Source organism: Pseudomonas sp. NPDC077649 (genome assembly GCF_044542855.1).
Taxonomy (GTDB): Bacteria; Pseudomonadota; Gammaproteobacteria; order Pseudomonadales; family Pseudomonadaceae; genus Aquipseudomonas.
Genome location: NZ_JBITVF010000001.1, coordinates 683,773 through 707,661, shown reverse-complemented (window position 1 = coordinate 707,661; position 23,889 = coordinate 683,773). Strand labels below are relative to the sequence as shown.

19 protein-coding genes are annotated in these 23,889 nt (G+C 66.4%); 7 read left to right on the top strand and 12 right to left on the bottom strand.

Going from position 1 to position 23,889, the window contains the following annotated elements:
- Nucleotides 1-31 precede the first annotated feature (31 nt).
- Nucleotides 32-1,825 carry a DUF1302 domain-containing protein gene (locus ACIGFL_RS03080; protein WP_397496106.1) on the bottom strand — a complete coding sequence of 598 codons (1,794 nt, stop codon included), beginning with the start codon at nt 1,823-1,825 and terminating at the stop codon, nt 32-34.
- A gap of 217 nt (nt 1,826-2,042) precedes the next feature.
- Nucleotides 2,043-3,725 (bottom strand): fatty acid--CoA ligase, encoded by a 1,683-nt coding sequence (locus ACIGFL_RS03075; protein WP_397496105.1) that lies wholly within the window; start codon nt 3,723-3,725, stop codon nt 2,043-2,045.
- 189 nt (nt 3,726-3,914) lie between these two features.
- Here ACIGFL_RS03075 and ACIGFL_RS03070 point away from each other — a divergent pair, with 189 nt between their 5' ends.
- Nucleotides 3,915-5,090 carry a thiolase family protein gene (locus ACIGFL_RS03070; protein ID WP_397496104.1) on the top strand — a complete coding sequence of 392 codons (1,176 nt, stop codon included), beginning with the start codon at nt 3,915-3,917 and terminating at the stop codon, nt 5,088-5,090.
- 45 nt (nt 5,091-5,135) lie between these two features.
- Here the strand turns inward: ACIGFL_RS03070 and ACIGFL_RS03065 are convergent, their stop codons facing one another.
- Nucleotides 5,136-5,765, bottom strand: a complete 630-nt coding sequence (locus ACIGFL_RS03065; protein ID WP_021442591.1) for a LysE family translocator — start codon at nt 5,763-5,765, stop codon at nt 5,136-5,138.
- A gap of 79 nt (nt 5,766-5,844) precedes the next feature.
- Between ACIGFL_RS03065 and ACIGFL_RS03060 the strand changes: the two genes are divergently transcribed.
- The 4 genes from ACIGFL_RS03060 (at nt 5,845) to ACIGFL_RS03045 (ending at nt 9,209) form a co-directional block, all read left to right on the top strand.
- Nucleotides 5,845-6,810 carry a 2-hydroxyacid dehydrogenase gene (locus ACIGFL_RS03060; RefSeq protein ID WP_397496103.1) on the top strand — a complete coding sequence of 322 codons (966 nt, stop codon included), beginning with the start codon at nt 5,845-5,847 and terminating at the stop codon, nt 6,808-6,810.
- 27 nt (nt 6,811-6,837) lie between these two features.
- Complete coding sequence (locus ACIGFL_RS03055; protein WP_397496102.1) at nt 6,838-7,836, top strand: methyltransferase; 999 nt, start codon at nt 6,838-6,840, stop codon at nt 7,834-7,836.
- A 246-nt stretch (nt 7,837-8,082) separates the two neighbouring features.
- The gene (locus ACIGFL_RS03050; RefSeq protein WP_031303026.1) at nt 8,083-8,664 is read left to right on the top strand and encodes a TMEM165/GDT1 family protein; all 582 of its coding nucleotides are present in this window, start codon (nt 8,083-8,085) and stop codon (nt 8,662-8,664) included.
- A gap of 101 nt (nt 8,665-8,765) precedes the next feature.
- On the top strand, nt 8,766-9,209 hold the full coding sequence (locus ACIGFL_RS03045) for a ketosteroid isomerase-related protein (protein ID WP_021443668.1): 444 nt from the start codon (nt 8,766-8,768) through the stop codon (nt 9,207-9,209).
- A gap of 60 nt (nt 9,210-9,269) precedes the next feature.
- On the opposite strand, the gene ACIGFL_RS03040 is transcribed toward ACIGFL_RS03045, so the two are convergent.
- On the bottom strand, nt 9,270-10,091 hold the full coding sequence (locus ACIGFL_RS03040) for a M48 family metallopeptidase (RefSeq protein ID WP_122108231.1): 822 nt from the start codon (nt 10,089-10,091) through the stop codon (nt 9,270-9,272).
- A gap of 464 nt (nt 10,092-10,555) precedes the next feature.
- Between ACIGFL_RS03040 and ACIGFL_RS03035 the strand changes: the two genes are divergently transcribed.
- A complete protein-coding gene (locus ACIGFL_RS03035) occupies nt 10,556-12,706 on the top strand; it encodes a methyl-accepting chemotaxis protein (RefSeq protein WP_397496101.1) in 2,151 nt (716 codons plus the stop codon).
- Between the two features lie 79 nt (nt 12,707-12,785).
- Here the strand turns inward: ACIGFL_RS03035 and ACIGFL_RS03030 are convergent, their stop codons facing one another.
- The 5 genes from ACIGFL_RS03030 to ACIGFL_RS03010 all read right to left on the bottom strand — a co-directional run bounded on the left by ACIGFL_RS03030 (nt 12,786) and on the right by ACIGFL_RS03010 (nt 19,757).
- Nucleotides 12,786-13,724: a Nudix family hydrolase gene (locus tag ACIGFL_RS03030; protein WP_397496100.1), complete on the bottom strand. Its 939-nt coding sequence runs from the start codon at nt 13,722-13,724 to the stop codon at nt 12,786-12,788.
- Nucleotides 13,721-14,353 carry a glutathione S-transferase family protein gene (locus ACIGFL_RS03025; protein WP_021445038.1) on the bottom strand — a complete coding sequence of 211 codons (633 nt, stop codon included), beginning with the start codon at nt 14,351-14,353 and terminating at the stop codon, nt 13,721-13,723. The genes ACIGFL_RS03030 and ACIGFL_RS03025 overlap by 4 nt, the downstream gene beginning before the upstream one ends.
- Before the next feature lie 123 nt (nt 14,354-14,476).
- Complete coding sequence (gene argJ / locus ACIGFL_RS03020) at nt 14,477-15,694, bottom strand: bifunctional glutamate N-acetyltransferase/amino-acid acetyltransferase ArgJ (RefSeq protein ID WP_397496099.1); 1,218 nt, start codon at nt 15,692-15,694, stop codon at nt 14,477-14,479.
- 152 nt (nt 15,695-15,846) lie between these two features.
- The gene (gene secA / locus ACIGFL_RS03015; protein WP_122108226.1) at nt 15,847-18,582 is read right to left on the bottom strand and encodes a preprotein translocase subunit SecA; all 2,736 of its coding nucleotides are present in this window, start codon (nt 18,580-18,582) and stop codon (nt 15,847-15,849) included.
- 254 nt (nt 18,583-18,836) lie between these two features.
- Nucleotides 18,837-19,757, bottom strand: coding sequence for a M23 family metallopeptidase (locus ACIGFL_RS03010; RefSeq protein WP_021442014.1), 921 nt, complete (start codon nt 19,755-19,757; stop codon nt 18,837-18,839).
- Between the two features lie 79 nt (nt 19,758-19,836).
- On the opposite strand from ACIGFL_RS03010, the gene ACIGFL_RS03005 reads away from it, so the two are divergent.
- Nucleotides 19,837-20,292: a DUF721 domain-containing protein gene (locus ACIGFL_RS03005; protein ID WP_397496098.1), complete on the top strand. Its 456-nt coding sequence runs from the start codon at nt 19,837-19,839 to the stop codon at nt 20,290-20,292.
- A gap of 89 nt (nt 20,293-20,381) precedes the next feature.
- Here the strand turns inward: ACIGFL_RS03005 and lpxC are convergent, their stop codons facing one another.
- From lpxC to ftsA, 3 genes are all read right to left on the bottom strand, one after another.
- Nucleotides 20,382-21,293 carry a UDP-3-O-acyl-N-acetylglucosamine deacetylase gene (lpxC, locus tag ACIGFL_RS03000; RefSeq protein ID WP_021442017.1) on the bottom strand — a complete coding sequence of 304 codons (912 nt, stop codon included), beginning with the start codon at nt 21,291-21,293 and terminating at the stop codon, nt 20,382-20,384.
- 112 nt (nt 21,294-21,405) lie between these two features.
- Nucleotides 21,406-22,599 (bottom strand): cell division protein FtsZ, encoded by a 1,194-nt coding sequence (gene ftsZ / locus ACIGFL_RS02995; RefSeq protein ID WP_397496097.1) that lies wholly within the window; start codon nt 22,597-22,599, stop codon nt 21,406-21,408.
- A 42-nt stretch (nt 22,600-22,641) separates the two neighbouring features.
- Nucleotides 22,642-23,889: a cell division protein FtsA gene (ftsA, locus tag ACIGFL_RS02990; protein ID WP_021442019.1), complete on the bottom strand. Its 1,248-nt coding sequence runs from the start codon at nt 23,887-23,889 to the stop codon at nt 22,642-22,644.

The following is a 23,889-nucleotide window of genomic DNA, read 5'->3' as shown; positions in this document are numbered from 1 at the left end:
CGCATCATGATTCCTCGAAATTCCTGGCCGCTTAGAAGTTCAAACCGAAGCTGAGCGCGACGAAGTCGCGGTCGATATTGGTGTTGTACTCGCCACCGAAGAAGTCGGTGTAGGACAGGCTGGCGGTGTAGGTGTTCTGGTATTCGGCATCCAGGCCCAGGCTGATGGCCTTGTTGCCTTCGTTGAAGGTCGGACCGTAGCCGTCCACGTCATGCGACCAGGACAGGCTGGGCTTGAGGTTCACGCCGGCGAACACGCTGTTGTAGTCGAGCACCGCACGCAGACGGTAACCCCAGGAGGTGTTGGTGAAGAAACCCTTGTCGTCGCAGTTCTGCGGATTCGCCGGGTTGGCAATACCGGTGCAGAGGCTGTTGTCGGGGTAGGCGCCAGCGCCGAACTCAGGTGCACGGCCGAAACGCAGCTCGTTCTTGCCCAGGTTGCTGACGTGCGTATAGCCCACCTCGCCCACCAGGGTGAGGCGCTCGGCGCCGGCGACCTGATCGACAAACTGGGTAACGCTGACCTGCGCCTGAGTCATGGGCTTGCGCACATAACCGGTCAGGGTCTCGCCTGCGCCGAACGCCGCATGGCCGCTGGTGTAGATCGGCAGGTTGGTCGGTACGCCAAGCAGACCAGCGATAGGGCCCTGGGCGATGGAGGCCAGGGTCAGATCGGTGGTGTTGATCTGCATCGGCATGTTCGGCCGATAACTCAATTCGCCGTTCACCGCGGTGGAGCCGACGTTGGTGGCGAAGCTCACGCCATGCAGGCGAATGTCTTCCGGGTATTCCAGGCCGTACTTGGCGAACAGCTCGCCTGTGGCCGGATTTTCCACCGAGTCGGGGAACAGGTAGACGCTCTGCCCCGCCTTGTAGGACAGGATCGGCGTACGGCTGTGGTAGTTCATGGTGTAGAAGCCGAACTCGGTATTGTTCAGTTCCTCGACGAACCAGCGCAGTGCGATACCGTACTGCCCGCTGTCGCGCGCGTCCTTGTCGGCCATGCGCCCCACGTACTTGTAGCCGGGGCTGCCCGGACCGCCGAAATCGCTGCCATCGACGGCCAGACGATCGACGCAGCCATCTTGCACCACATCGACGGCGAAGAAGGTGCCGCAGTTGTCGAGAACGGTCTGGTCCCACTCGAGCTGATAGAAGAACTCGGCCGAGAGGTTGTCGGTCAGGCTCTGCGACACATAGAACATGTTGACCGGGATCAGGCCTTCCTTGATCTCGGCGCCGGGACGACGGAATGCCGAGACGTCCACCGGGTTGATCGAGTTGATCGAGTTCTGGATAAAGGTGCTCTCGCCCCAGCTCACCACCTGCTTGCCGACCCGCACGCTGCCCGGCAGGTCGCCGAAGGCGTAGTTGTGGTAGAGGAAGGCGTCGAGCAGCTGCACGCCGGACGATTGCGCGGCGGTCTTGCGGTTGCTGTCGTCGATGTCGTAGAGCAGGCGGCTCTCGTCCTTCAGCTCGAAGTCGTACCAGTACTTGCCGCGCACGAACACCCCGGTATCGCCGTACTTCAGCTCGAGGTCGTGGATGCCCTTGAAGATCTTCGAGAAGGTCTCGCCTTTCTTGAAGTTCAGGCGACCGTCGTCGCCGGTCTGGGACGAGGCCTCGCCACCGTTACGAGTCCCCACCAGGCTCGGATCGGCGCCGCGCACCGCCCAGCTGGCACCGACGGACAGCTGCGAATCGAACTGCCCCTCGATCTCGCCGATATTGAAAGTGACACCGAATGCCGGAGCGACGAGGGTGGAAGCGAGGCTGACGGCCAGCGGCAGTTTCGCCAGGCGCCAGTAAGGTGTTGTTTTTGTCATCGACGCTACTCCATCTATTTTTTGTTATGGATGCTTGGACTATAGCCAGCGGGTATTACTGCTTGATCCCTCGAAAGTGTGATTTGCAGCCCCCAGGCACTCTGGCTCGCCGGTTTCAAGGCCTGCGACTAGCCAAGCATGGACGTGAAACAGCAATTAGCAAGCCAAACGCTTGTTTGACTGAGCGGTCATTTCCGCCGCCCAGTCAAACCGCTACTCACAGGGTGGAAAGGAAGGCGCTGCCGGCCTCCTGCCACTGGGCGATATCGACGCGGATGCGCTTTTTGTCCAGCTTGCCGACGCTGGTCTTGGGAATTTCGGTAACAAGGGCGATCTGCGTGGGAATCGCCCACTTGTTGATATGGCCCTGCTCGACGAAAGGCTTGAGGTGCTCCTTGAGCCCCTTGGCGTCCAGCACCTGGCCTTCGCGCGCCACCAGCAGGGCGAACGGCCGCTCGCCCCACTGCGGGTCGGGCACGCCGACTACCGCCACCTCGCGCACCGCCGGATGGCGACTGATCAGGTCCTCCAGCTCCAGCGAGGAGATCCACTCGCCGCCGGTCTTGATCACGTCCTTGATGCGGTCGCGGATCTCGATGAAGCCCATGCCGTCGATGGTCGCCACGTCGCCGGTGTGCAGCCAGCCGTGCGCCCAGAGTTCCTCGCCCTTCTCCGGCTCGCGGAAGTAGCCCTGGGTCAGCCAGGGCGCGCGCAGCACCAGCTCGCCCTGGGCCTCGCCGTCGCTGGGCAGCAGTTTGCCCTCGGCATCCATGATCGCCGCCTCCACCAGCGGCACCGGAATGCCGGCCTTGATCCGGTAGGCGGTGCGCTCGTCCTCGCTGCCGGCGCGCAGTTCCTCGTTGAGGTAGCCGCAGGAGATCAGCGGACAGGTCTCGGACATGCCGTACGCCGCGGTCAGCTGGATGCCGCGCGCCTTGGCGGCCTCGTACAGCGAGCGGTTCAGCGCGCTGCCGCCGATGATCATCTTCATCCCGCCGAAATCATGGCCCTGGGCGTTGGGTGCATTGAGCACCATCTGCAGGATGGTCGGTACGCAGTGGGAGAAATTGACCTTCTCCTCCTTGATCAGCCGGCACAGCATCTCCGGCTCGTAACGCCCCGGGTAGACCTGCTTGACCCCGAGCATGGTGGCCACGTAAGGCACGCCCCAGGCGTGCACGTGGAACATCGGAGTGATCGGCATGTAGACGTCGTCGTTGCCGAGCAGGCGAATGCTGTCCAGCGAGCTGACCGTGGCGGCCATCGACAGGGTGTGTAGCACCAGCTGCCGATGGGTGAAGTACACCCCCTTGGGGTTGCCGGTGGTACCGGTGGTATAGAAGGTGGTGGCCACCGAGTTCTCGTCGAAGTCGGCGAAGTCGTACTGCGGGCTGGCGGCGGCCAGCAGGCTCTCGTACTCGCCGACCAGGTTCGGCAGTTCGGCGGTTTTTTCCTCGCCATCGGTCAGCAGCAGGGTCTTTTCCACCGTGGTCAGCTGGCCGGCGATGCCGTTGTACAGCGGCACGAACTCGCTGTTGACCAGCACGAAGCGATCTTCGGCATGGTTCATGGTGTAGAGGATCTGCTCCGGCGACAGGCGGATGTTGATGGTGTGCAGCACCGCGCCAATCATCGGAATGGCGAACATGCACTCGAGGTAGCGGTGACTGTCCCAGTCCATCACCGCCACGGTGTCGCCGGCCTTGACCCCGGCCGCGCTCAGCACGTTGGCCAGCCGCGCGACGCGCTCGTTGAAGGTGGCGTAGCTGTAGCGCAACTGGTCGCGGTAGACGATTTCGCGGGTCTTCTCGTAGCGGCTGCCGGACAGCAGCAGGCGCTTGATCAGCAGCGGGTAGGCGTGGGCGTTGGCGGCGGAAGGGATCAGACGGGTCTGCAACATGGGGTCACCTGAGGGCACACAAGGAAGGGATGCTGCGACTCTAGAGCGGCGCCGGCGGGGCGAAATCAGCCCAAAGAATGATTTGCCACGTGACCCTTTGGCCGCTTTCGGTCACAGGTTAGAATCCAGCCATGCAGCCGGTCGCGAAACAGGCTGCGCCCAGCCCAACTTTCGTTCGAGGTAACAACTATGTCCGACATCGTCATCGTCAGCGGCGCCCGCACCCCCATGGGCGGCTTCCAGGGCAGCCTGGCCAGCGTGTCCGCCGTCGACCTGGGCGCCGCCGCCATTCGCGAGGCGGTCAGCCGCGCCGGTATCGCCCCGGCCGAGGTGCAGGAAGTGATCATGGGCTGCGTGCTGCCCGCCGGCCTCAAGCAGGGCCCGGCACGCCAGGCCGCGCTCAACGCCGGGCTGCCCGCCGCCACCGGCTGCACCACCATCAACAAGCTGTGCGGTTCGGGCATGAAGGCGGTGATGCAGGCCTTCGACGCGCTCAAGGCCGGCAGCAACCAGGTGATGATCGCCGGCGGCATGGAAAGCATGTCCAACGCCCCCTACGTGCTGGAAAAGGCGCGCACCGGCCTGCGTATGGGCCACGGCGAGATCAAGGACCACATGTTCCTCGACGGCCTGGAAGACGCCCGCAGCGGCCGCCTGATGGGTTCCTTCGCTCAGGAAACCGCCGATAAGTACGGCATCAGCCGCGAAGAGATGGACGCCTACGCCATCGAGTCGCTCAAGCGCGCCCAGGCCGCCATCAAGGACGGTTCGCTGGACGCCGAGATCGTTCCGATCACCGTCGCCACCCGCAAGGGCGAGGTGCTGGTCAAGGACGACGAGCAGCCGCTGACCGCCAACCTGGACAAGATCCCCGCGCTCAAGCCCGCCTTCCGCAAGGACGGCAGCATCACCGCGGCCAACGCCAGCTCGATCTCCGACGGCGCCAGCGCCCTGCTGCTGATGACCGCCGAAGAAGCGGCCAGACGCGGCCTCAAGCCGCTGGCCAGGATCGTCGCCCACGCCACCCAGAGCCAGGAGCCGAGCGAGTTCACCCTGGCGCCGATCGGCGCGATGAGCAATCTGCTGAAGAAGACCGGCTGGAACAAGGACGAAATCGACCTGTTCGAGATCAACGAAGCCTTCGCCATGGTGACCATGCTGGCCATGCGCGAACACGGCCTGGATCACGCCAAGGTCAATGTCTTCGGCGGCGCCTGCGCCCAGGGTCACCCGGTCGGTTCCACCGGCTCGCGGATCATCCTCACCCTGATCAACGCCCTGCAGAAAAAAGGCGGCAAGCGCGGCGTCGCCTCGCTGTGCATCGGCGGCGGCGAGGCCACCGCGGTGGCCATCGAACTGCTGTAAGCCAGCCCATCACGACAGAGCCCCGCAGTTGCGGGGCTCTTGCGTTCAGCGCATCTCGCTCAGCGCCAGCTTCACGCCAATGGCCACCAGCACCGCGCCCATCAGCCGATCGAACCAGTGGCCCATGCGGGCAAAGCCGGCGCGCACCCGCTGCTGGCTGAACAGCCAGGCGACCATGCAGAACCACAGCGCGGTGGCCAGCGCCAGGTAGAGGCCGTAGCCGGCCTGCACCGGCACCGGCGTGTGCGGGTCGATCACCACGGTGAACAGCGACAGGAAGAACAGCGTCGCCTTGGGGTTCAGGCCGTTGGTGACGAAGCCGCTGACGAAGGCGCCGCGAGCGCTACGCTCGCCCGCCGCCAGGCTCAGCTCGGCGCTGGCCGGATCGGCCGGGCGCGCGCGCAGCGCCTTGATGCCGATATACAGCAGGTAGGCCGCCGCCAGCCATTTCAGCGCGTTGAACAGCACGATCGACTGCGACACGATCAGGCCGATGCCGAGCAGCGAGTAGGTGACGTGCACGAGGATCCCGGTGCCCACGCCGAAGGCGCTGAACAGCCCGGCGCGACGACCATGGGCCACGCTCTCGCGCACCACGATGGCGAAGTCCGGCCCCGGGCTGGCCACGGCCAGCAGATGGATCAGGGCGACGGTGAGAAACTCGGTCCAGTACATGGTGGCTCCGCAGCGGCAGGCGAGGTCTGGTAGGCTCGCCAATCTACTCCTGCGCCCCCTCTGCGAAAAGGTACAGCTGATGAGCAACAGCGCCCGCGCCGTCTTCCTCGACCACGCCTCCCTCGACCTCGGCGACCTCAACCTGCAGCCGCTGCAGCAGGCCTTCGCCGCACTGACCCTGCACCCGCAGACCGCCCCCGAGCAGGTCGCCGAACGCCTGCAGGGCGCCCAGGTAGCGATCAGCAACAAGGTACCGCTGACCGCCGCCACCTTCGCCGCCTGCCCCGAGCTCAAGCTGGTGCTGGTCACCGCCACCGGCACCAACAACGTCGACCTGGCCGCCGCCCGCGCCCATGGCGTGGTGGTGAGCAACTGCCAGGGCTACGGCACACCGTCGGTGGCGCAGCACTGCCTGATGCTGCTGCTGGCCCTGGCCACCCGCCTGCCCGACTACCAGCGCGACGTCGCCGCCGGGCGCTGGCAGCAGGCCAGCCAGTTCTGCCTGCTCGACCACCCCATAGTCGAGCTGGAGGGCAAGACCCTCGGCCTGCTCGGCCACGGCGAATTGGGCGGCGCGGTGGCGCGCCTGGCCGAAGCCTTCGGCATGCGCGTGCTGCTCGGCCAGTTGCCGGGCCGCCCGCCGCGCGAGGATCGCATCGCCCTGCATGAACTGCTGCCGCAGGTGGACGCCCTGACCCTGCACTGCCCGCTCAACGAGCAGACCCGCAACCTGATCGGCGCCGCCGAGCTGGCGCTGATGAAACCGCAGGCGTTTCTGATCAACACCGCGCGCGGCGGCCTGGTCGACGAACAGGCCCTGGCCGACGCGCTGCGGCGCGGCCACCTGGGCGGCGCCGCCACCGACGTGCTGCTGCAGGAGCCGCCGCAGGACGGCAACCCGCTGCTGGCCGCCGACATCCCGCGTCTGATCGTCACGCCGCACAACGCCTGGGGCAGTCGCGAGGCGCGCCAGCGCATCGTCGGCCAGGTGGCGGAGAACGCCGCGGCCTTCTTCGCCGGTGCGCCGCGGCGGCTGGTCGGCTAAGCTGCGCAGCTTTTTCAGGAGCCCCCGATGGACCCGCGAAGCGAAGTTCTCCTGCGTCAGGCCGAGCTGTTCGGCGGCGAGCTGCTGCTGGCCGGTCTGCCGGCCGACGACCTGCTCGGCGCCCTGCCCCAGGCGCGCGGCTGGAGCTGGCACGCCGGTGACCAGGCACTGCTGCAGGCACGCTTTGCCGGGCGCAGCCAGTTCGACACCCTGATGCCGGAGGGCGACTACCGCGCCGCCGTGCTGTTTCTGCCCAAGTCGCGCGAACTCGCCGATTACCTGCTGCAGGCCCTGGCCGCGCGCCTGAATGGCCGCCCGCTGTACCTGGTCGGCGAGAAGCGCGGCGGCATCGAGCGTGCGGCCAAGCAGCTGGCGGCCTATGGCACGCCGCGCAAGCTGGACAACGCGCGCCATTGCCAGCTGTGGTGCGTGCAGGTCGAGCAGGCGCCCGCGCAGCCCGAGCTCGAAGCCCTGGCTCAGGTCTACAGCCTGCCGCTGGCCGACGGCCCGCTGCAGGTGGTGAGCCTGCCCGGGGTGTTCGCCCACGGCCGCCTGGATCGCGGCAGCGCCCTGCTGCTGGAGCACCTCGACGACCTGCCGCACGGCCATCTGCTGGACTTCGGCTGCGGCGCGGGCGTGCTCGGCGCCGCGCTCAAGCGCCGCTACCCGGCCAGCCAGCTGAGCCTGCTGGACGTGGACGCCTTCGCCCTGGCCAGCAGCCGCCTGACCCTGGCCCGCAACGGCCTGGATGCCGAGCTGATCGCCGGCACGGGCATCGAGTCGGCGCCACAAGGGCTGGCCGCCATCGTCAGCAACCCGCCCTTTCACCAGGGCGTGCACACCCATTACCAGGCCAGCGAAAACCTGCTGACCCAGGCCGCCGCCCACCTGAACATCGGCGGCGAACTGCGCCTGGTGGCCAACAGCTTCCTCAAGTACCCGCCGCTGATCGAACGCCACCTCGGCCCCTGCCGCACCCTGGCCGAGGTCGACGGCTTTCGCATCTACGCCGCCCGGCGGCGTTGAGCGGGGTTGCTCTGGGCGAGACGCTTGGGCACAATGCGCCGGTCCTAGGGGAGTAGTCTCCCGCGAGCGCCCAGCTCGCCCGGCACGCGTCAACACACTTGCTCCGCAGAGCATGGCGCGCGCGACCCAAGGCCTCCCAGAGGGGCCTGCGGTTTGACAAGACCTATGACACGCACACCTTACCCGGGGCGGGAAGGTCGTACGTGTCATAGCCGTGTCGACCCGCCCCTTTAGGAAAACCCCATGCTGGAATCCCTGTTCGTCCCCACCCTGATCGTCGCCCTCGCCGAAATCGGCGACAAGACGCAACTGCTCGCCTTGCTCCTGGCCGCGCGTTTTCGCCGCCCCTGGCCGATCATCTGGGGCATAGTGGTCGCCACCCTGGCCAACCACTTCGCCGCCGGCGCCGTCGGCAACTGGGTCGCCGGCCTGTTCTCGCCCGCCACCCTGAGCTGGATACTCGCCGCCAGTTTCGTCGCCGTGGCCGCCTGGACGCTGATCCCCGACAAGCTGGACGAGGACGAGGAATCCGGGTTGAAGAAGTACGGTCCCTTCCTCACCACCCTGATCGCCTTCTTCATCGCCGAGATGGGCGACAAGACCCAGGTCGCCACGGTGATGCTGGCCGCGCAGTACCCGCACTTCGTGCTGGTGGTGCTCGGCACCACCCTGGGCATGCTGATCGCCAACGTGCCGGTGGTGCTGGCCGGCAACTTCGCCGCCGAGCGCCTGCCGCTGACCCTGATCCGTCGCCTGGCCGCCTGCGCCTTCGCCGCCCTGGCGCTGTACGCCGGCTACCAGGCGCTGCAGTTGAGCGGCCTGGCATGACGCATCGCTGACGCCATCTAGCTGGCACATCGGCCAATTCCAGCCCCCTCCTGCCTGCTGCTACAGTGCGCTGCAGATCGCACAGCAGTCAGGAGGACAGCATGTCATTGGATGATCGGAAGAAGGTGGTGTGCCAGCACATCGACCTGACCTGGAACAAGGGCCGTCTGGCGCTGGCCGAGCAACTGCACAGCCGCGACTTTCTCTACAAGAGTTCGTTTATCGGCCGCCCGCTGAGCAGCGCCGGCTTCGCCCAGATGGTGCAGGACATCCGCCACGCCATGCCGGACCTGCAGGTGGTGGTCGAGGAATGCATCGCCGAAGGCTACAAGGTGGTCACCTGGAGCACCCTGATCGGCACCATCGAGAAACCCGCGCTGGGCTACCCGCCCAGCGACAAGGTGCTGAGCATCTCGGCCATGGCCTTCTGGACCCTGACCCCGGGCAACGAGATCCAGGAAATCTGCACCATGTTCGACATGGAAAGCTTCCGCGCCCAGCTCAATCTGGAAACCCGCCCCTTCGCCGAAAAAGCCCTGCCCTGAAACGCCAACGGCGCGCCCTGAGCCCTCAGGACGCGCCGCCGGTCCATCCCGAGGCCGGACTCAGCGCCCGGCCTTGGCCTGCTCGTACAGCGGCATCACCTTGGGAATCGCCGCCTGCAGCGAGGCGATACGGCTGCTGGAGGACGGGTGGGTGCTCATGAACTCCGGCGGCGCCCCGCCGCCGGCGGCCGCCATCTTCTGCCACAGGCTGACCGCCGCATTGGGGTCGTAGCCGGCGCGCGCGGCCAGCTCCAGGCCGATCAGGTCGGCCTCGTTCTCGTTGCCGCGGCTGTTGGGCAGGGTCAGGCTGTACTGCACCACGGTGTCGGCCAGGGCCAGGCCGCCCTCACCGAGACCGAGCAGGGCGCCAGCGCCCTGCTTGGCCATCTCGATGCCATAGGCCTTGGACATCGCCTCGCGGCTGTGCTCGCGCAGGGCGTGAGCCATCTCGTGGCCCATGATCGCGGCGATCTCGTCGTCGCTCAGCTTGAGCTTTTCGATGATGCCGCTGTAGAAGATGATCTTGCCGCCGGGGCCGCAGTTGGCGTTGAGCTCCGGGCTCTTGATCAGGTTGACCTCCCACTGCCAGTTGGCCGCATCCGGGCGGAAACGCGGCGCCTGCGGGATCAGTCGGTTGGCGACGGCCTGCAGGCGCTTGGCGTTGGCGCTGCTCTTGTCCAGCACGCCCTGGCTCGACGCCTCGCTCAGGGTCTGCTGGTAGGACTGCGCATACATCTGGTTGACCTGGTCGGCCGACAGCATGCTGAACATGTACTGCTTGCGCTCCACGCCCACCGCACCGCCGCTAGTGGTGTTGACGGCCTGACAGCCGGCCAGCAGCAGCGCCGCCGCCAGGCCACCCAGGGTAAGAACCTTGTTCATCGAACGATCTCCTTTATCGACCGACCTATGCTAGGCCGCCGCCTCGGCGCGAGCAACCACGCCACTTGCACGATGGCCGCGGGCCATCTTTGCTAAGCGATGAAACCGCCAAAACGCCGTCCGAGAGCTTATCCACGACAGCCCGCTAAGGTTTTCCGCCGACGCTGCCGATAGCCGTTTTAGAGCTTGTTCAAAGGCTCGCGAGCTAGAGCAATGCAAGGCGCAACGACCAACGGGAGTAACAGCCAAAGGCTGGCCCGAAGGGTGAGCGCCAGCGAATCAAACAGGCGAGAAAGCGGAGTGTACTTTTGTACATGAGCATTACTCGCTGCGCTCGCCCTGCGGGCCGTCCTGCGGAGTTTCAGTGACAAGTCACTGTCCGAGCCTGTTTTTAATGCAGCAGTGCCGACGCGCAGCAGCCTTTGAACAGGCTCTTACAGGCCACATCGCGCCCCGGAGCCAATATGAAGTTCAAGTCGATCCAGTTTTCCGTCGCCTTCCTCGCCGGCGCCATCGTGCTGGCCGTGGTCGTGGCCCTGGTGCTCTATGCCCTGTTCGCCAGCGCTCGCACCCAGGCGCTGGTGGAGCAACGGACCCAGGCGCTGCTCGAACAGGTCATCGAACAGCGCCTGGCGGCACTGGCGCGCGCCCAGGTCAGCGAAATCCAGCGCGAGCTGGAGGTGCCGCTGCAGATCACCGCCGACCTGGCCCGGGTCAACGCCCTGCTCGGCATGAGCGATGCCAACGGCGCCCCGCTGCTGGCCGTCAGCCGCGAGGAACTGGCCAACCTGGTGCGCGAGACCACGGCGCAGAACCCCAAGCTGCTGGGCAGCTACATCGGCTGGGAGGCGAACGCCTTCGACGCCAGCGACGACCTCTACGCCGGCAGCCGCGAGAACGGCTACGACGGCAGCGGCCGCTTCCTGCCCTGGTGGTATCGCAACGCCGACGGCAGCCTGGGTCTCGACGCCATAGGCTCGATGGAAAGCGAGAAACTGCTGCCCACCGGGGTGCGCGAGGGCGAGTACTACCTGTGTCCCAAGGAACGCAAGCGCCCCTGCGTGATCGACCCGGCGCCCTACGACGTCGGCGGCAAGATGACCATGCTCGCCTCCTTCACCTCGCCGATCCTGGTGGACGGCGAATTCCGCGGCATCGCCGGCGCCGACCTGGCGGTCAATTTCATCCAGGACCTGCTGACCCAGGCCGACGCCCAGCTCTACGACGGCGCCGGCGAGATGGCGCTGATCGCCGGCAACGGCCGCCTGGTGGCCTCGACCAAGGCCCCGGACAAGCTCGGCGAACCGGCCACCGCACTGCTCGACGCCAACGAACTGAGCAACCTGAGCGGCCTGCAGCCGGGCCAGCCGAAGTACGACATCCACGTCGAGGACGATCCCGCCGACAGCCATATCGAGCTGTTTCTCAGCTTCACCATCGGCCAGGCCGATACCCGCTGGGTGCTGATGCTGGTGCTGCCGCTGGACACCGTGATGGCCGACCTGCGCCAGCTGCAGGGCGAACTGGCCGCGCAGCGCGAAGCCGATACCCTGGGCATGAGCCTGGTCGGCCTGCTGATCGCCGCCCTCGGCCTGCTGGTGATCTGGTTCGTCGGCTACGGTATCGCCCGCCCGCTCAAGCAGATGGTCGGCATGCTCGACGACATCGCCAAGGGCGACGGCGACCTGACCGTGCGCCTGCGGGTCGAGCGCAGCGACGAACTGGGGCAGATCGCCCAGGGTTTCAACGCCTTCCTGAGCAAGCTGCAGGCGATGATCGGCGACGTGGTGAGCTCGGTGCAGCAAGTCAGCGACTCGTCCGAGCACACCGCCGACATCGCCATCCGCACCAACCAGGGGGTGCAGAAGCAGCTGGCCGAGATCGAGCTGGTGGCCACCGCCGTACACCAGATGACCGCCACCGCCCAGGACGTGGCGCGCAACGCCACCCACGCCGCCGAGGCCGCCAACCACGCCGACCGCGCCGCCAACCAGGGCAAGCAGGTGGTGCAGAGCACCTCGAGCGCCATCGCCGCGCTGGCCAGCGAAATCGGCCGCGCCGTCGGCGTGGTGCAGAGCCTGGCCAAGGACAGCGAGAACATCAACGCGATCCTGGTGGCGATCCGCGGCATCGCCGAGCAGACCAACCTGCTGGCGCTCAACGCCGCCATCGAGGCGGCGCGGGCCGGCGAACAGGGCCGCGGTTTCGCCGTGGTCGCCGACGAGGTGCGCAACCTGGCGCAGAAGACCCAGCAGGCCACCGAAGAGATCCAGAGCATGATCCAGCAGCTGCAGCACGGCACCCGCGAGGTGGTCAAGGTGATGGAGCAGAGCCAGGTCAAGACCGACGACAGCGTGGCGCACGCCAACCAGGCGGCCGACTCGCTGGAGGCCATCACCCAGGCGGTCTCGGTGATCAACGACATGAACACCCAGATCGCCAGCGCAGCCGAGCAGCAGAGCGCAGTGGCCGAGGACATCAACCGCAACGTCACCAATATCAGCCAGGTGGCCAACGAGGTGGCCGGTGGCGCCGACGAGGCCAGCCAGGCCAGCGCCGGACTGACCAAGCTGGCCGAGCAGCAGCGCCGGCTGGTCAACCAGTTCAGGGTGTAACGGCCACTCCGCGCCGGCAGGGCTGCGCCATGTGCACCCTGTCCCCAGGCGCGCACGACCTGGGCGGCCCTGCGACACCCTAGGGCCAGAACGCGCGGATTCCGGCGACGCCCTGGGCGCCGATCTGCCGGGCGCGCTCGATTTCGCCGGGGCCGACGCCGCCGAGCAGGTAGGCCGGCCGGTTGCAGTGCTGCAGCAACTCGGCGGCGGCGTCCCACCCCAGCGGCCGGGCCTGCGGGTGGGACTGGGTGGCCTGCAGCGGCGACAGGGTGACGAAGTCCACTGCCAGCTCGCCGGCCAACGCCAGCTCCTCGGCATCGTGACAGGAGGCGGCCAGCCAGCGCCCGGGCTCCAGCGGCCGGCCGCGGCCGGCGAGCTGGCGCAGCTGCGCCGCGGTCAGGTGCCAGCCGGCGGCGGGAAAGTCCGCCAGCCACTCCGCCGGGCCCTTGAGCATCAGCTGCGCCTTGCCGGCGCACAGGCCCTGGATATCCAGCGCCAGATCACGATACTGGGCGTCGAACAGATTCGGCGCGCGCAGCTGCAGCAGCCGCGTGCCGCCGGCGATGGCGCGCTGCACGCCGGCGAGCAATTGCTCGGGCGTCAGCCCGTCGGGGGTGATCAGGTACTGCTCGGGCAGGCGCGCCGCGGCGACTATCGGCGCGTTGGCGGCGGGGAACTGGTAATCGCCGAGCCGTCCCGGGGCGACCCAGGCCAGCGGCTGGCCCTCGGCGCCATGGGGCTCGCCGGCGAATGCCGAGACCTCCCAGACATCCAGCAGCACCTGCTTGTCCGGGTAGTCGTGGCGCACCTGGATCAGCGGCCGCACCACCGTCGGGCGGATGCCCAACTCCTCCTCCAGCTCGCGGGCCAGGGCACGCTCGACCGCCTCGCCGTCTTCCACCTTGCCGCCGGGAAACTCCCACAGGCCGCCCTGGTGCTTGTCCGGCGGGCGCTTGGCGATCAGGATGCGGCCGTCCGCGCCGCGAATCACCGCCGCCGCGACATGGATGCGCTTCACCCCTGCACCTCCTGCAGGGCGGCCCGGTACCAGCGCTGGAACGCCGGCCACTGGTAGAGGGTCTCGACATAGGCCGCCGCGGTCGTCGGCAGCACCACCCGGTAGCTGCGCAGGCGCGCCGCCACCGGCGCGTAGAAGGCATCGGCGATGCTGGCGTGGCCGAACAGGTAATGACCGTCCTGACCGAAGCGCTCGCGGCAATCGGCCCAGATCGCGCAGATGCGGTCGATGTCGGCCTGGGCCGCGTCGGGCAACTCGGTCAACGCCTGGTCGCGCGCCAGGTCCATCGGCAGGTGGCTGCGCAGCGCGGCGAAGCCGCTGTGCATTTCCGCGCAGATGCTGCGCGCCAGCGCGCGGGCGTACTCGCCGCGCGGCCACAGATGGGCCTCGGGAAAGCGCTCGGCCAGGTACTCGGCGATGGCCAGCGAGTCCCACACCGGGCCTTCCTCGGTCAGCAGCACCGGCACCTTGCCGGTCGGCGAATGCGCGAGCAGGCGCGCGCGGCTGTCCGGCTGGTAGAGCCGCACCTGCACCTCGTCGTAGGGCTCGCCGGCCAGTTCCAGGGCCAGGGCCGCGCGCAGCGACCAGGAGGAATAGTTCTTGTCGCCGATCACCAGTTGCAGGGCCATGCCGATGCTCCTTGGATTGCTTAAGGAAGGGATCGAGAGACGGTAAAAGTTCGCTCCCCGAAAGGCAAATTCCCGCGCGTCATGGGGGCATGAGGCGCGGGAATAGTGCACAGCCGAGGGTACTCAGGTGCGGTATTCGGCGTTGATCTTGACGTATTCGTGGGACAGGTCGGTGGTCCAGATGGTCTCGCTGCAGCTGCCACGGCCCAGCTCGATGCGAATGCTGATTTCCTCGCGGGCCATCACCGCCGCGCCCTGCTCTTCGGTGTAGCTGGCGGCGCGGCAGCCCTTGCTGGCGATGCACACCTCGCCGAGGAACACGTCGATCTTGCTCACGTCCAGTTGCGCCACGCCGGCGTAACCGACGGCGGCGAGAATACGGCCCCAGTTCGGGTCGGAGGCGAACAGCGCGGTCTTGATCAGCGGCGAGTGGGCCACGGCGTAGGCCACATCGAGGCATTCCTGGTGGGTGCCGCCGCCGTTGACCTGCACGGTGACGAACTTGGTCGCACCCTCGCCGTCGCGGACGATGGCCTGGGCCACTTCCATGAACACCTCGAACACCGCCTGCTTGAGCTTGGCGAACAGCTCGCCGGAGGCCTCGACGATCTCCGGCAGGGCGGCCTGGCCGGTGGCGATCAGCATGCAGCAGTCGTTGGTCGAGGTGTCGCCGTCGATGGTGATGCGGTTGAACGACTTGTTCGCCGCGTCGCGCACCAGGTCCTGCAGCACGCCGCGGGCCACTTTGGCATCGGTGGCGATATAGCCGAGCATGGTCGCCATGTTCGGCCGGATCATCCCGGCGCCCTTGGAAATGCCGGTCACGGTGACGGTGACGCCATCATGCTGGAACTGACGGCTGGCGCCCTTGGGCAGGGTATCGGTGGTCATGATGCCGGTGGCGGCATTGGCCCAGTTGTCTTCCTTGAGATCGTCCAGCGCCGCCTGCAAGGCGGACTCGATCTTCTCCACCGGCAGCGGCTCGCCGATCACCCCGGTGGAGAACGGCAGCACGGCGCTTTCAGCCACGCCGGTCAGCTCGGCCAGCCGGGCGCAGGCACGGCGGGCACGCGCCAGGCCATCGGCGCCGGTGCCGGCGTTGGCATTGCCGGTGTTGGTCAGCAGGTAGCGCACCTCGCCACCCAGGCGCTCGCGGGTGATCAGCACCGGTGCCGCGCAGAAGGCGTTGGTGGTGGTCACCCCGGCGATGCGCGAACCTTCGGCGCAGCGCATCACCACCACATCCTTGCGCCCCGGGCGCTTGATGCCGGCCGAGGCGATGCCCAGCTCAAAGCCAGGAACCGGGTGCAGGGTGGACAGCGGGCCAAGACCAACAGCCATAGAGTGCGCTCCTTTAAGGTGTTCGGTGACCGCGCAGGCGGCCGGGTAGATGGTAAAACGCCGCGAGCGGCTGGGCCGTTCGCGGCGTTGTCAGGGCGGCGACAGCATAGCTGAAGCGCCCTCTACTGCAAGCGGCCCTTGCGGGCCGGCGGTCAGCCGATCTGACCGTGGCAGTGCTTGTACTTCTTGCCCGAGCCACAGGGGCAGGGCTCGTTGCGGCCGACCTTGGGCTCTGCGCGCACCGGCGCGGCGGCCACGGCGACGTCGCCCTCCTCGCCGAGCGCTTGCGGCTGGGCCAGGGCGGAGGCTTCAGCGTGCTGGAACTGCATGCGCTCGGCCAGGGCCTCGGCCTCGCGACGCAGGCGCGCCTCTTCCTCGGCCGGGTCTTCGCGGCGCACCTGCACATGGCACAGCACGCGGATGGTGTCGCGCTTGATCGACTCCAGCAGGTCCTGGAACAGGGCGAAGGACTCGCGTTTGTATTCCTGCTTGGGGTTCTTCTGCGCGTAGCCGCGCAGGTGGATGCCGTGACGCAGGTGATCCATGGTCGACAGGTGGTCCTTCCACAGGTCGTCCAGCACGCGCAGCAGGATCTGCTTCTCGAAGGTCCGCAGGGCCTCGGCGCTGGCCTGGGTTTCCTTCTCGTTGTAGGCGGCCAGCAGCTCGGCGAGGATGCGCTCGCGCAGGGTCTCCTCGTACAGCTTGTCGTCCTCGTCGAGCCACTGCTGAATCGGCAGCTTGAGGCCGAAGTCGCTCTGCAGGGTGGCCTCCAGGCCGGCGACGTCCCACTGCTCGGGCATCGACTGCGGCGGGATGTGGCCGTTGATCGCGGCGCTCAGCACTTCCTCGCGGAACTCGGCGATGGTGTCGCCGACGCTTTCCGCAGCCAGCAGGCTGTTGCGCATGTGGTAGATCACCTTGCGCTGCTCGTTGGCCACGTCGTCGAATTCGAGCAGCTGCTTGCGCATGTCGAAGTTGCGCCCTTCCACCTTGCGCTGGGCCTTCTCGATGGCGTTGGTGACCATGCGGTGTTCGATGGCCTCGCCGGACTGCATGCCGAGCGCCTTCATGAAGTTCTTCACCCGGTCCGAGGCGAAGATGCGCATCAGGTTGTCTTCCAGCGACAGGTAGAAGCGGCTGGAACCCGGGTCACCCTGGCGACCGGCACGGCCGCGCAGCTGGTTGTCGATACGTCGCGATTCGTGACGCTCGGAGGCGATCACGTGCAGGCCGCCGGCCTCGATCACCTGCTGGTGGCGCTTCTGCCACTCGGCCTTGATCTGCGCGATCTGCTCGTCGGTGGGGTTCTCCAGGGCGGCGACTTCCACCTCCCAGTTACCGCCGAGGAGGATGTCGGTACCGCGACCGGCCATGTTGGTGGCGATGGTCACCGCGCCGGGACGCCCGGCCTGGGCGATGATCTCGGCTTCCTTGTCGTGGTACTTGGCGTTGAGCACCTTGTGCTCGATCTTTTCCTTGTTCAGCAGCTGGCTGACGTACTCGGACGCCTCGATCGACGCGGTACCGACCAGGGTCGGCCGGCCCAGGGCCTGGCATTCCTTGATGTCGGCGATGATCGCCTGGTACTTCTCCTCCTGGGTCAGGTAGACCAGGTCGTTGAAGTCCTTACGGGCGACGGCCTTGTTGGTGGGGATCACCACCACGTCGAGGCCGTAGATCTGACGGAACTCGAAGGCCTCGGTGTCGGCGGTACCGGTCATGCCGGACAGCTTGTTGTACAGGCGGAAGTAGTTCTGGAAGGTGGTCGAGGCGAGGGTCTGGCTCTCGGCCTGGATGTTCACCCCTTCCTTGGCCTCGATGGCCTGGTGCAGGCCTTCGGACAGGCGACGGCCGGGCATGGTGCGGCCGGTGTGCTCGTCGATCAGGATCACCTGGCCGTTCTGCACTATGTATTCGATGTTGCGGTGGAACAGGGTGTGCGCGCGCAGGCCGGCGTAGACGTGGGTCAACAGGCCCAGGTTGTGCGCCGAATAGAGGCTCTCGCCCTCGGCCAGCAGGCCGGCGTCGGTGAGCATTTCCTCGACGTACTGGTGGCCCTGCTCGTTGAGTTCGACCTGGCGCGACTTCTCGTCGACCTTGTAGTGGCCTTCCTGAGTGACCACGCCTTCCTCTTCCTCGATGTGCTGCTTGAGGCGCGGGATCAGCTTGTTGATCTCGATGTACAGCTTGGAGCTGTCCTCGGCCTGACCGGAGATGATCAGCGGGGTACGCGCCTCGTCGATGAGGATGGAGTCGACTTCGTCGATCACGGCGAAGTTCAGCTCGCGCTGGAATTTGTCCTCCAGGCTGAAGGCCATGTTGTCGCGCAGGTAGTCGAACCCGAATTCGTTGTTGGTGCCATAAGTGATGTCGGCGGCATAGGCGGCGCGCTTCTCTTCCGGCGGCTGGAAGGGGGTGACGATGCCCACCGACAGGCCGAGGAACTCGTACAGCGGCCGCATCCAGTTGGCGTCGCGGCGGGCCAGGTATTCGTTGACCGTGACCACGTGGGTGCCCTTGCCGGACAGCGCGTTGAGGTACACCGCCAGGGTGCCCACCAGGGTTTTGCCCTCGCCGGTACGCATCTCGGCGATCTTGCCTTCGTGCAGGGTCATGCCGCCGATCAGCTGCACGTCGAAGTGGCGCATGCCCATCACCCGCTTGCCGGCCTCGCGGGCTACGGCGAAGGCTTCGGGAAGCAACTGATCGAGGGTTTCGCCCTGGCCCAGACGGGCCTTGAACTCTTCGGTCTTGCCGCGCAGTTGCTCGTCCGAGAGGGCGATCATCTGCTCTTCGAGGGCGTTGACGGATTGCACCGCCTTGAGCATGCGTTTGACTTCACGCTCATTCTTGCTTCCGAAAAGTTTTTTCAACAGAGGCGCAAACATATCGACAGGATCTTCCGGCGAATGGATGGAGGTCGGCGCAAATCGCGACCTGGCAGCCAGTGTGGCTGCGGGCGAAGGGGGCATTCTACCCGGAAAAGCCGGGGAGGAAAGTGACGTTGTCTGCCCATTGCTACCGCGTGATGGCGCAGGCCGCGCACGCCCCGGACAATCGCGGCGGCGCGGCATGGGCCAATAGGTTGGGGCGAATGCGAGGAATTCAAGCGACGGCGGTTGCCGACCCTTTCAGAGGCAACTCACTCGACGCCGCTGGCGCGGGCGATATAGAGCGCGGGATTGACCTGGCGGCCATCCTTGCTGACTTCGAAATGCACGTGATAACCGGTGGAGCGGCCGCTGCGGCCGACCTTGGCGATGGTCTGACCACGCTGCACCAGGTCGCCTATCTGCACCGTGTTGCTCTGGTTGTGCGCATAGAGGGTGACATAACCGTCGGCGTGGCTGATTTCCACCACATTGCCGTAGCCGCTCTTCCTGCCGGAGAAGGTCACCACCCCGGCGGCCACCGCCACCACGTCGCTGCCGGGCTTGGCGGCGAAGTCGACGCCCTTGTGCATGCTCGAACGCCCGGTCAGCGGGTGCACCCGGCGGCCGAACGGCGAAGACATGTAGCCCTGCAGCACCGGCCGCCCGGAGAGGAACTCGGCCTCGCTGAGGCGGCGCTCGCCGAGCAGTTGCTCGAGCACTTCCAGCTGCTGCTCGCGGCTGTCGACGCGCAGGGCCAGCTCGTCCAGCGCGGTCATGAACGGCGGCGGCGCATAGGCCGAGGCGCCGAGGGCATCCTCGGCACCGCCCTGGCCGACGTCGAGGGAGAAATCGAATTCACTGGCGTCCAGTTCGGCCAGTTCGGTCAGGCGCTCGCCGAGGGCATCGAGACGGGTCAGGCGCGCCTGCAGTTCGGCGACATGAGCGGCGAAGGCATCCAGCTGGCGCTGGGCGTCCAGGCGTACCGCGCCGACCTGCTCGCGCTGCTGGTCGAGGGCTTCGGCCAGCTGGCTGTCGGCAATGGGCTCGGCGATCAGCCATTTGGCGCCGAGGGCGGCGCCGGCGCCGAGGCTCAGGCTGAGCAGGAGGAACAAAGCCAGCAGCAGCCAGCGCAGGTCGAGATTGATCGTTCGCGCCGAACCGTGCCGGCCATTGAGCAGGATAATATGCATGGCATCCCCTTCTGGCAGAACCCAGGCTGGTAGCAGGCTCTGCTACCATGACGGCTCTGCAATACTAAGGCCTCCTGCCATGACGTTCCGTCCCTTGCCGGCCCAGGCACCCGCTGCGCTGTTACGCGAAGCCAAGCCCCTGAAAGCGCTGTTCGGTCAGGCGCAACGCCTGGCCCATCTGCAGCGTCTTGTCGAAAACCAGCTGCAACCAGCCGCCCGGGAGCACTGTCATGTGGCCTCCTGGCGCGACGGCTGTTTGTTGTTGATCGTGACCGATGGCCACTGGGCAACACGCTTGCGCTATCAGCAGCGCAGGCTGCACAGGCAGCTGCAAGCGTTGGAAGAGTTCGCGACCTTAACGAAAATCCTGTTCAAGGTGCAACCGCAAAGCGGCGCGAGTCGTGCGCCCGGTCGCACAATTCACCTCTCCGCCAGCGCCGCGCAGAGCATCCAGGCCGGCGCCGAAGGTATCCGCGATCCCAGGCTGCGCGCGGCTCTCGAGCGCCTGGCCAGCCATACCAAGGACGCCGAATAAGCGCCCAGGACCGCTCGTCGAAAGATCCAGGCAAAAAAGAGGCCACCCTAGGGTGGCCACTAATTTTGAAGCGCGAAAGAGAGGTCGAACTACACCGCCGCAACCGGGCGCATGTAGGAGATCGGCGCGAGCTTGGCGTCCTCGAAGGTCACCATTTCCCAGGCATCGGTCTGCTCGATCAGGGTGCGCAGCAGGCGATTGTTCAGCGCGTGCCCCGATTTGAAGCCCCTGAACTCGCCGATCAGGCTGTTGCCCAGCAGGTACAGGTCGCCGATGGCGTCGAGAATCTTGTGCTTGACGAACTCGTCCTCGTAACGCAGGCCGTCTTCGTTGAGCACGCGGTACTCGTCGACCACGATGGCGTTCTCCACGCTGCCGCCGAGTGCCAGGTTCTGCGAACGGAGGAACTCGATGTCACGCATGAAACCGAAGGTACGGGCCCGGCTGACTTCCTTGACGAAGGAGGTGCTGGAGAAATCCACACTGGCGCTCTGCGTGCGATTGCGGAACACGGGGTGATCGAAATCGATCTCGAAGCTCACCTTGAAACCGTCGAAGGGCACGAAGGTGGCGCGCTTGTCGCCCTCCTCCACCGTGACTTCGCGCAGGATGCGGATGAACTTCTTCGGCGCGTCCTGCTCCTGCAGGCCGGCGGATTGAATCAGGAATACAAAGGGACCGGCGCTGCCATCCATGATCGGCACTTCGGACGCGGAGAGCTCGACGTAGGCGTTATCGATGCCCAGGCCTGCCATGGCCGAAAGCAGGTGCTCTACCGTATCCACCTTGACATCACCATTGACCAGCGTGGTCGACATGGTGGTTTCACCGACATTCCCGGCCAGCGCGCGGATTTCCACCACGGGGTCGAGGTCGGTACGACGGAACACGATGCCGCTGTCCACCGGAGCCGGCTTCAGGGTCAGGTAAACCTTTTCCCCCGAGTGCAGGCCGACGCCGGTGGCACGGATGATGTTCTTCAGGGTGCGTTGTCTGATCATGGCTTTGGCCGCTATATCGCTAGTTGCGAACTGTTTTCAACAATGGCCGGGGATGATAGCAGAACCGGCCTTTGCTGAACACCAATCACCCTTATACTCCTGATACATTCCATCAATCGGCCTGACGACGCAGGAACGCCGGAATATCCAGGTAATCGAGATCGTCCTGGGTACTGAGCTTGGCCGCGGTCGCCGCGCCGCCGTGGCTCTGGCGCTGTACGGTGGGACGCTCGTAGTCCTTGTAGTTGACCGACTGCTCGCTGCGCGGCTGCGCGGCGGACTGCTGGGCAACCGGCTGGCTGGCGGCGACCTGCACGGTGTTGTCGATCACCTTGACCGGCTTCTCCATGCGCGCGCCGAGGCCGGTGGCGACCACGGTGACGTGCAGCTCGTCGCGCATGTCGGCGTCGATCACGGTGCCGACCTTGACGGTGGCCTGGTCGGAGGCGAACTGCTCGATGATGTTACCCACGTCGGAGTACTCGCCCAGCGACAGGTCCGGGCCGGCGGTGATGTTGACCAGGATGCCGCGCGCGCCCTGCAGGTTGACGTCTTCCAGCAGCGGGTTGCGGATCGCCGCCTCGGTGGCCTCGCGGGCGCGGTTCGGGCCGCTGGCGCAGCCGGTACCCATCATGGCCATGCCCATTTCGCTCATCACCGTCTTCACGTCGGCGAAGTCGACGTTGATCATGCCCGGACGCTTGATGATGTCGGAGATACCGCGCACCGCGCCGGCCAGCACGTCGTCGGCCTTGGCGAAGGCGGACAAGAGGCTCGCGTCCTTGCCGAGGATGGTCAGCAGCTTCTCGTTGGGGATGGTGATCAGCGAGTCGACGCTCTCGGCCAGCGCACGGATGCCTTCGTCGGCGATCAGCATGCGCTTCTTGCCCTCGAACGGGAACGGACGGGTGACCACGGCGACGGTGAGGATGCCCAGCTCCTTGGCCACCTCGGCGATCACCGGCGCGGCGCCGGTACCGGTACCACCGCCCATGCCGGTGGTGATGAACACCATGTCGGTGCCCTGCAGGACTTCGGCGATGCGCTCGCGATCTTCCAGCGCGGCCTGACGACCGACTTCCGGATTGGCGCCGGCGCCCAGACCCTTGGTCACGCCTGGGCCGAGCTGCAGCACGGTACGCGCACCGATGTTCTTCAGCGCCTGCGCATCGGTGTTGGCGCAGATGAACTCGACGCCTTCGATGTTGCTGACCGCCATGTGGTTGACCGCGTTGCCGCCGCCACCACCGACACCGATGACCTTGATGACCGCGCTTTGCGGAATGTTATCTACTAGTTCGAACATGATCCCTCTCCTTCCTTTCTAGTTGTAACGCCTACTGCAAATTCAGAAATTGCCTTGCACCCAGCGCTTGAGGCGCTCGAGTACCGGGGTCTTGTTTTCGTCCTGGTAAGGACTGCCCACCGACATGGAAACGCCGTCGTTCTGCTTCTGCAGCCCGTACATCAGCAGCCCCACGCCGGTGGAATAAATCGGGTTGCGCACCACGTCGGCCATGCCCTTGACGCTGTGCGGCACGCCGAGACGCACGGGCATGTGGAAGATCTCCTCGGCCAGCTCGACCGCACCTTCCATCTTCGCCGTGCCGCCGGTCATGACGATGCCGGCGGGAATCAGGTCTTCGTAGCCGCTGCGGCGCAGCTCGGCCTGGATCAGGGTGAACAGCTCGTCGTAGCGCGGCTCGACCACCTCGGCCAGGGACTGGCGCGACAGATCGCGCGGCGGCCGGTCGCCGACGCTGGGCACCTTGATGGTTTCGCCGGCACCGGCCAGCTTGGCCAGGGCGCAGGCGTAGCGGATCTTGATTTCCTCGGCGTACTGGGTCGGGGTGCGCAGGGCCATGGCGATGTCGTTGGTGACCTGGTCGCCAGCAATCGGGATCACCGCGGTATGGCGAATCGCCCCCTCGGTGAAGATGGCGATATCGGTGGTGCCGCCGCCGATGTCGACCAGGCAGACACCCAGTTCCTTCTCGTCCTCGGTCAGCACCGAATAAGCCGAGGCCAGCTGCTCGAGGATGATGTCGTCGACTTCCAGGCCGCAGCGGCGTACGCATTTCTCGATGTTCTGCGAGGCGTTGACCGCGCAGGTGACCACGTGCACCTTGGCCTCCAGGCGCACGCCGGACATGCCCAACGGCTCGCGCACGCCTTCCTGGTTGTCGATCACGTAGTCCTGCGCCAGGGTGTGCAGCACCCGCTGATCCGCCGGGATGGCCACCGCCTGGGCGGCGTCGAGCACCCGTTCGATATCGGCCGGGCTCACTTCGCGATCACGAATGGCGACGATGCCGTGGCTGTTCAGGCTGCGGATATGGTTGCCGGCCACGCCGACGAAGGCCGAGTGGATGCGGCAGCCGGCCATCAGCTGCGCCTCCTCCACCGCGCGTTGGATCGAGGCCACGGTGGACTCGATATTGACCACCACGCCCTTCTTCAGGCCGCGCGACGGGTGCGTGCCGATGCCGACGATTTCCAGCTGGCCGTCGGCCGTCACCTCGCCCACCAGCGCCACCACCTTGGAGGTGCCGATGTCCAGGCCGACGATCATCTTGCCGCTCTGCGCGCTATTCAT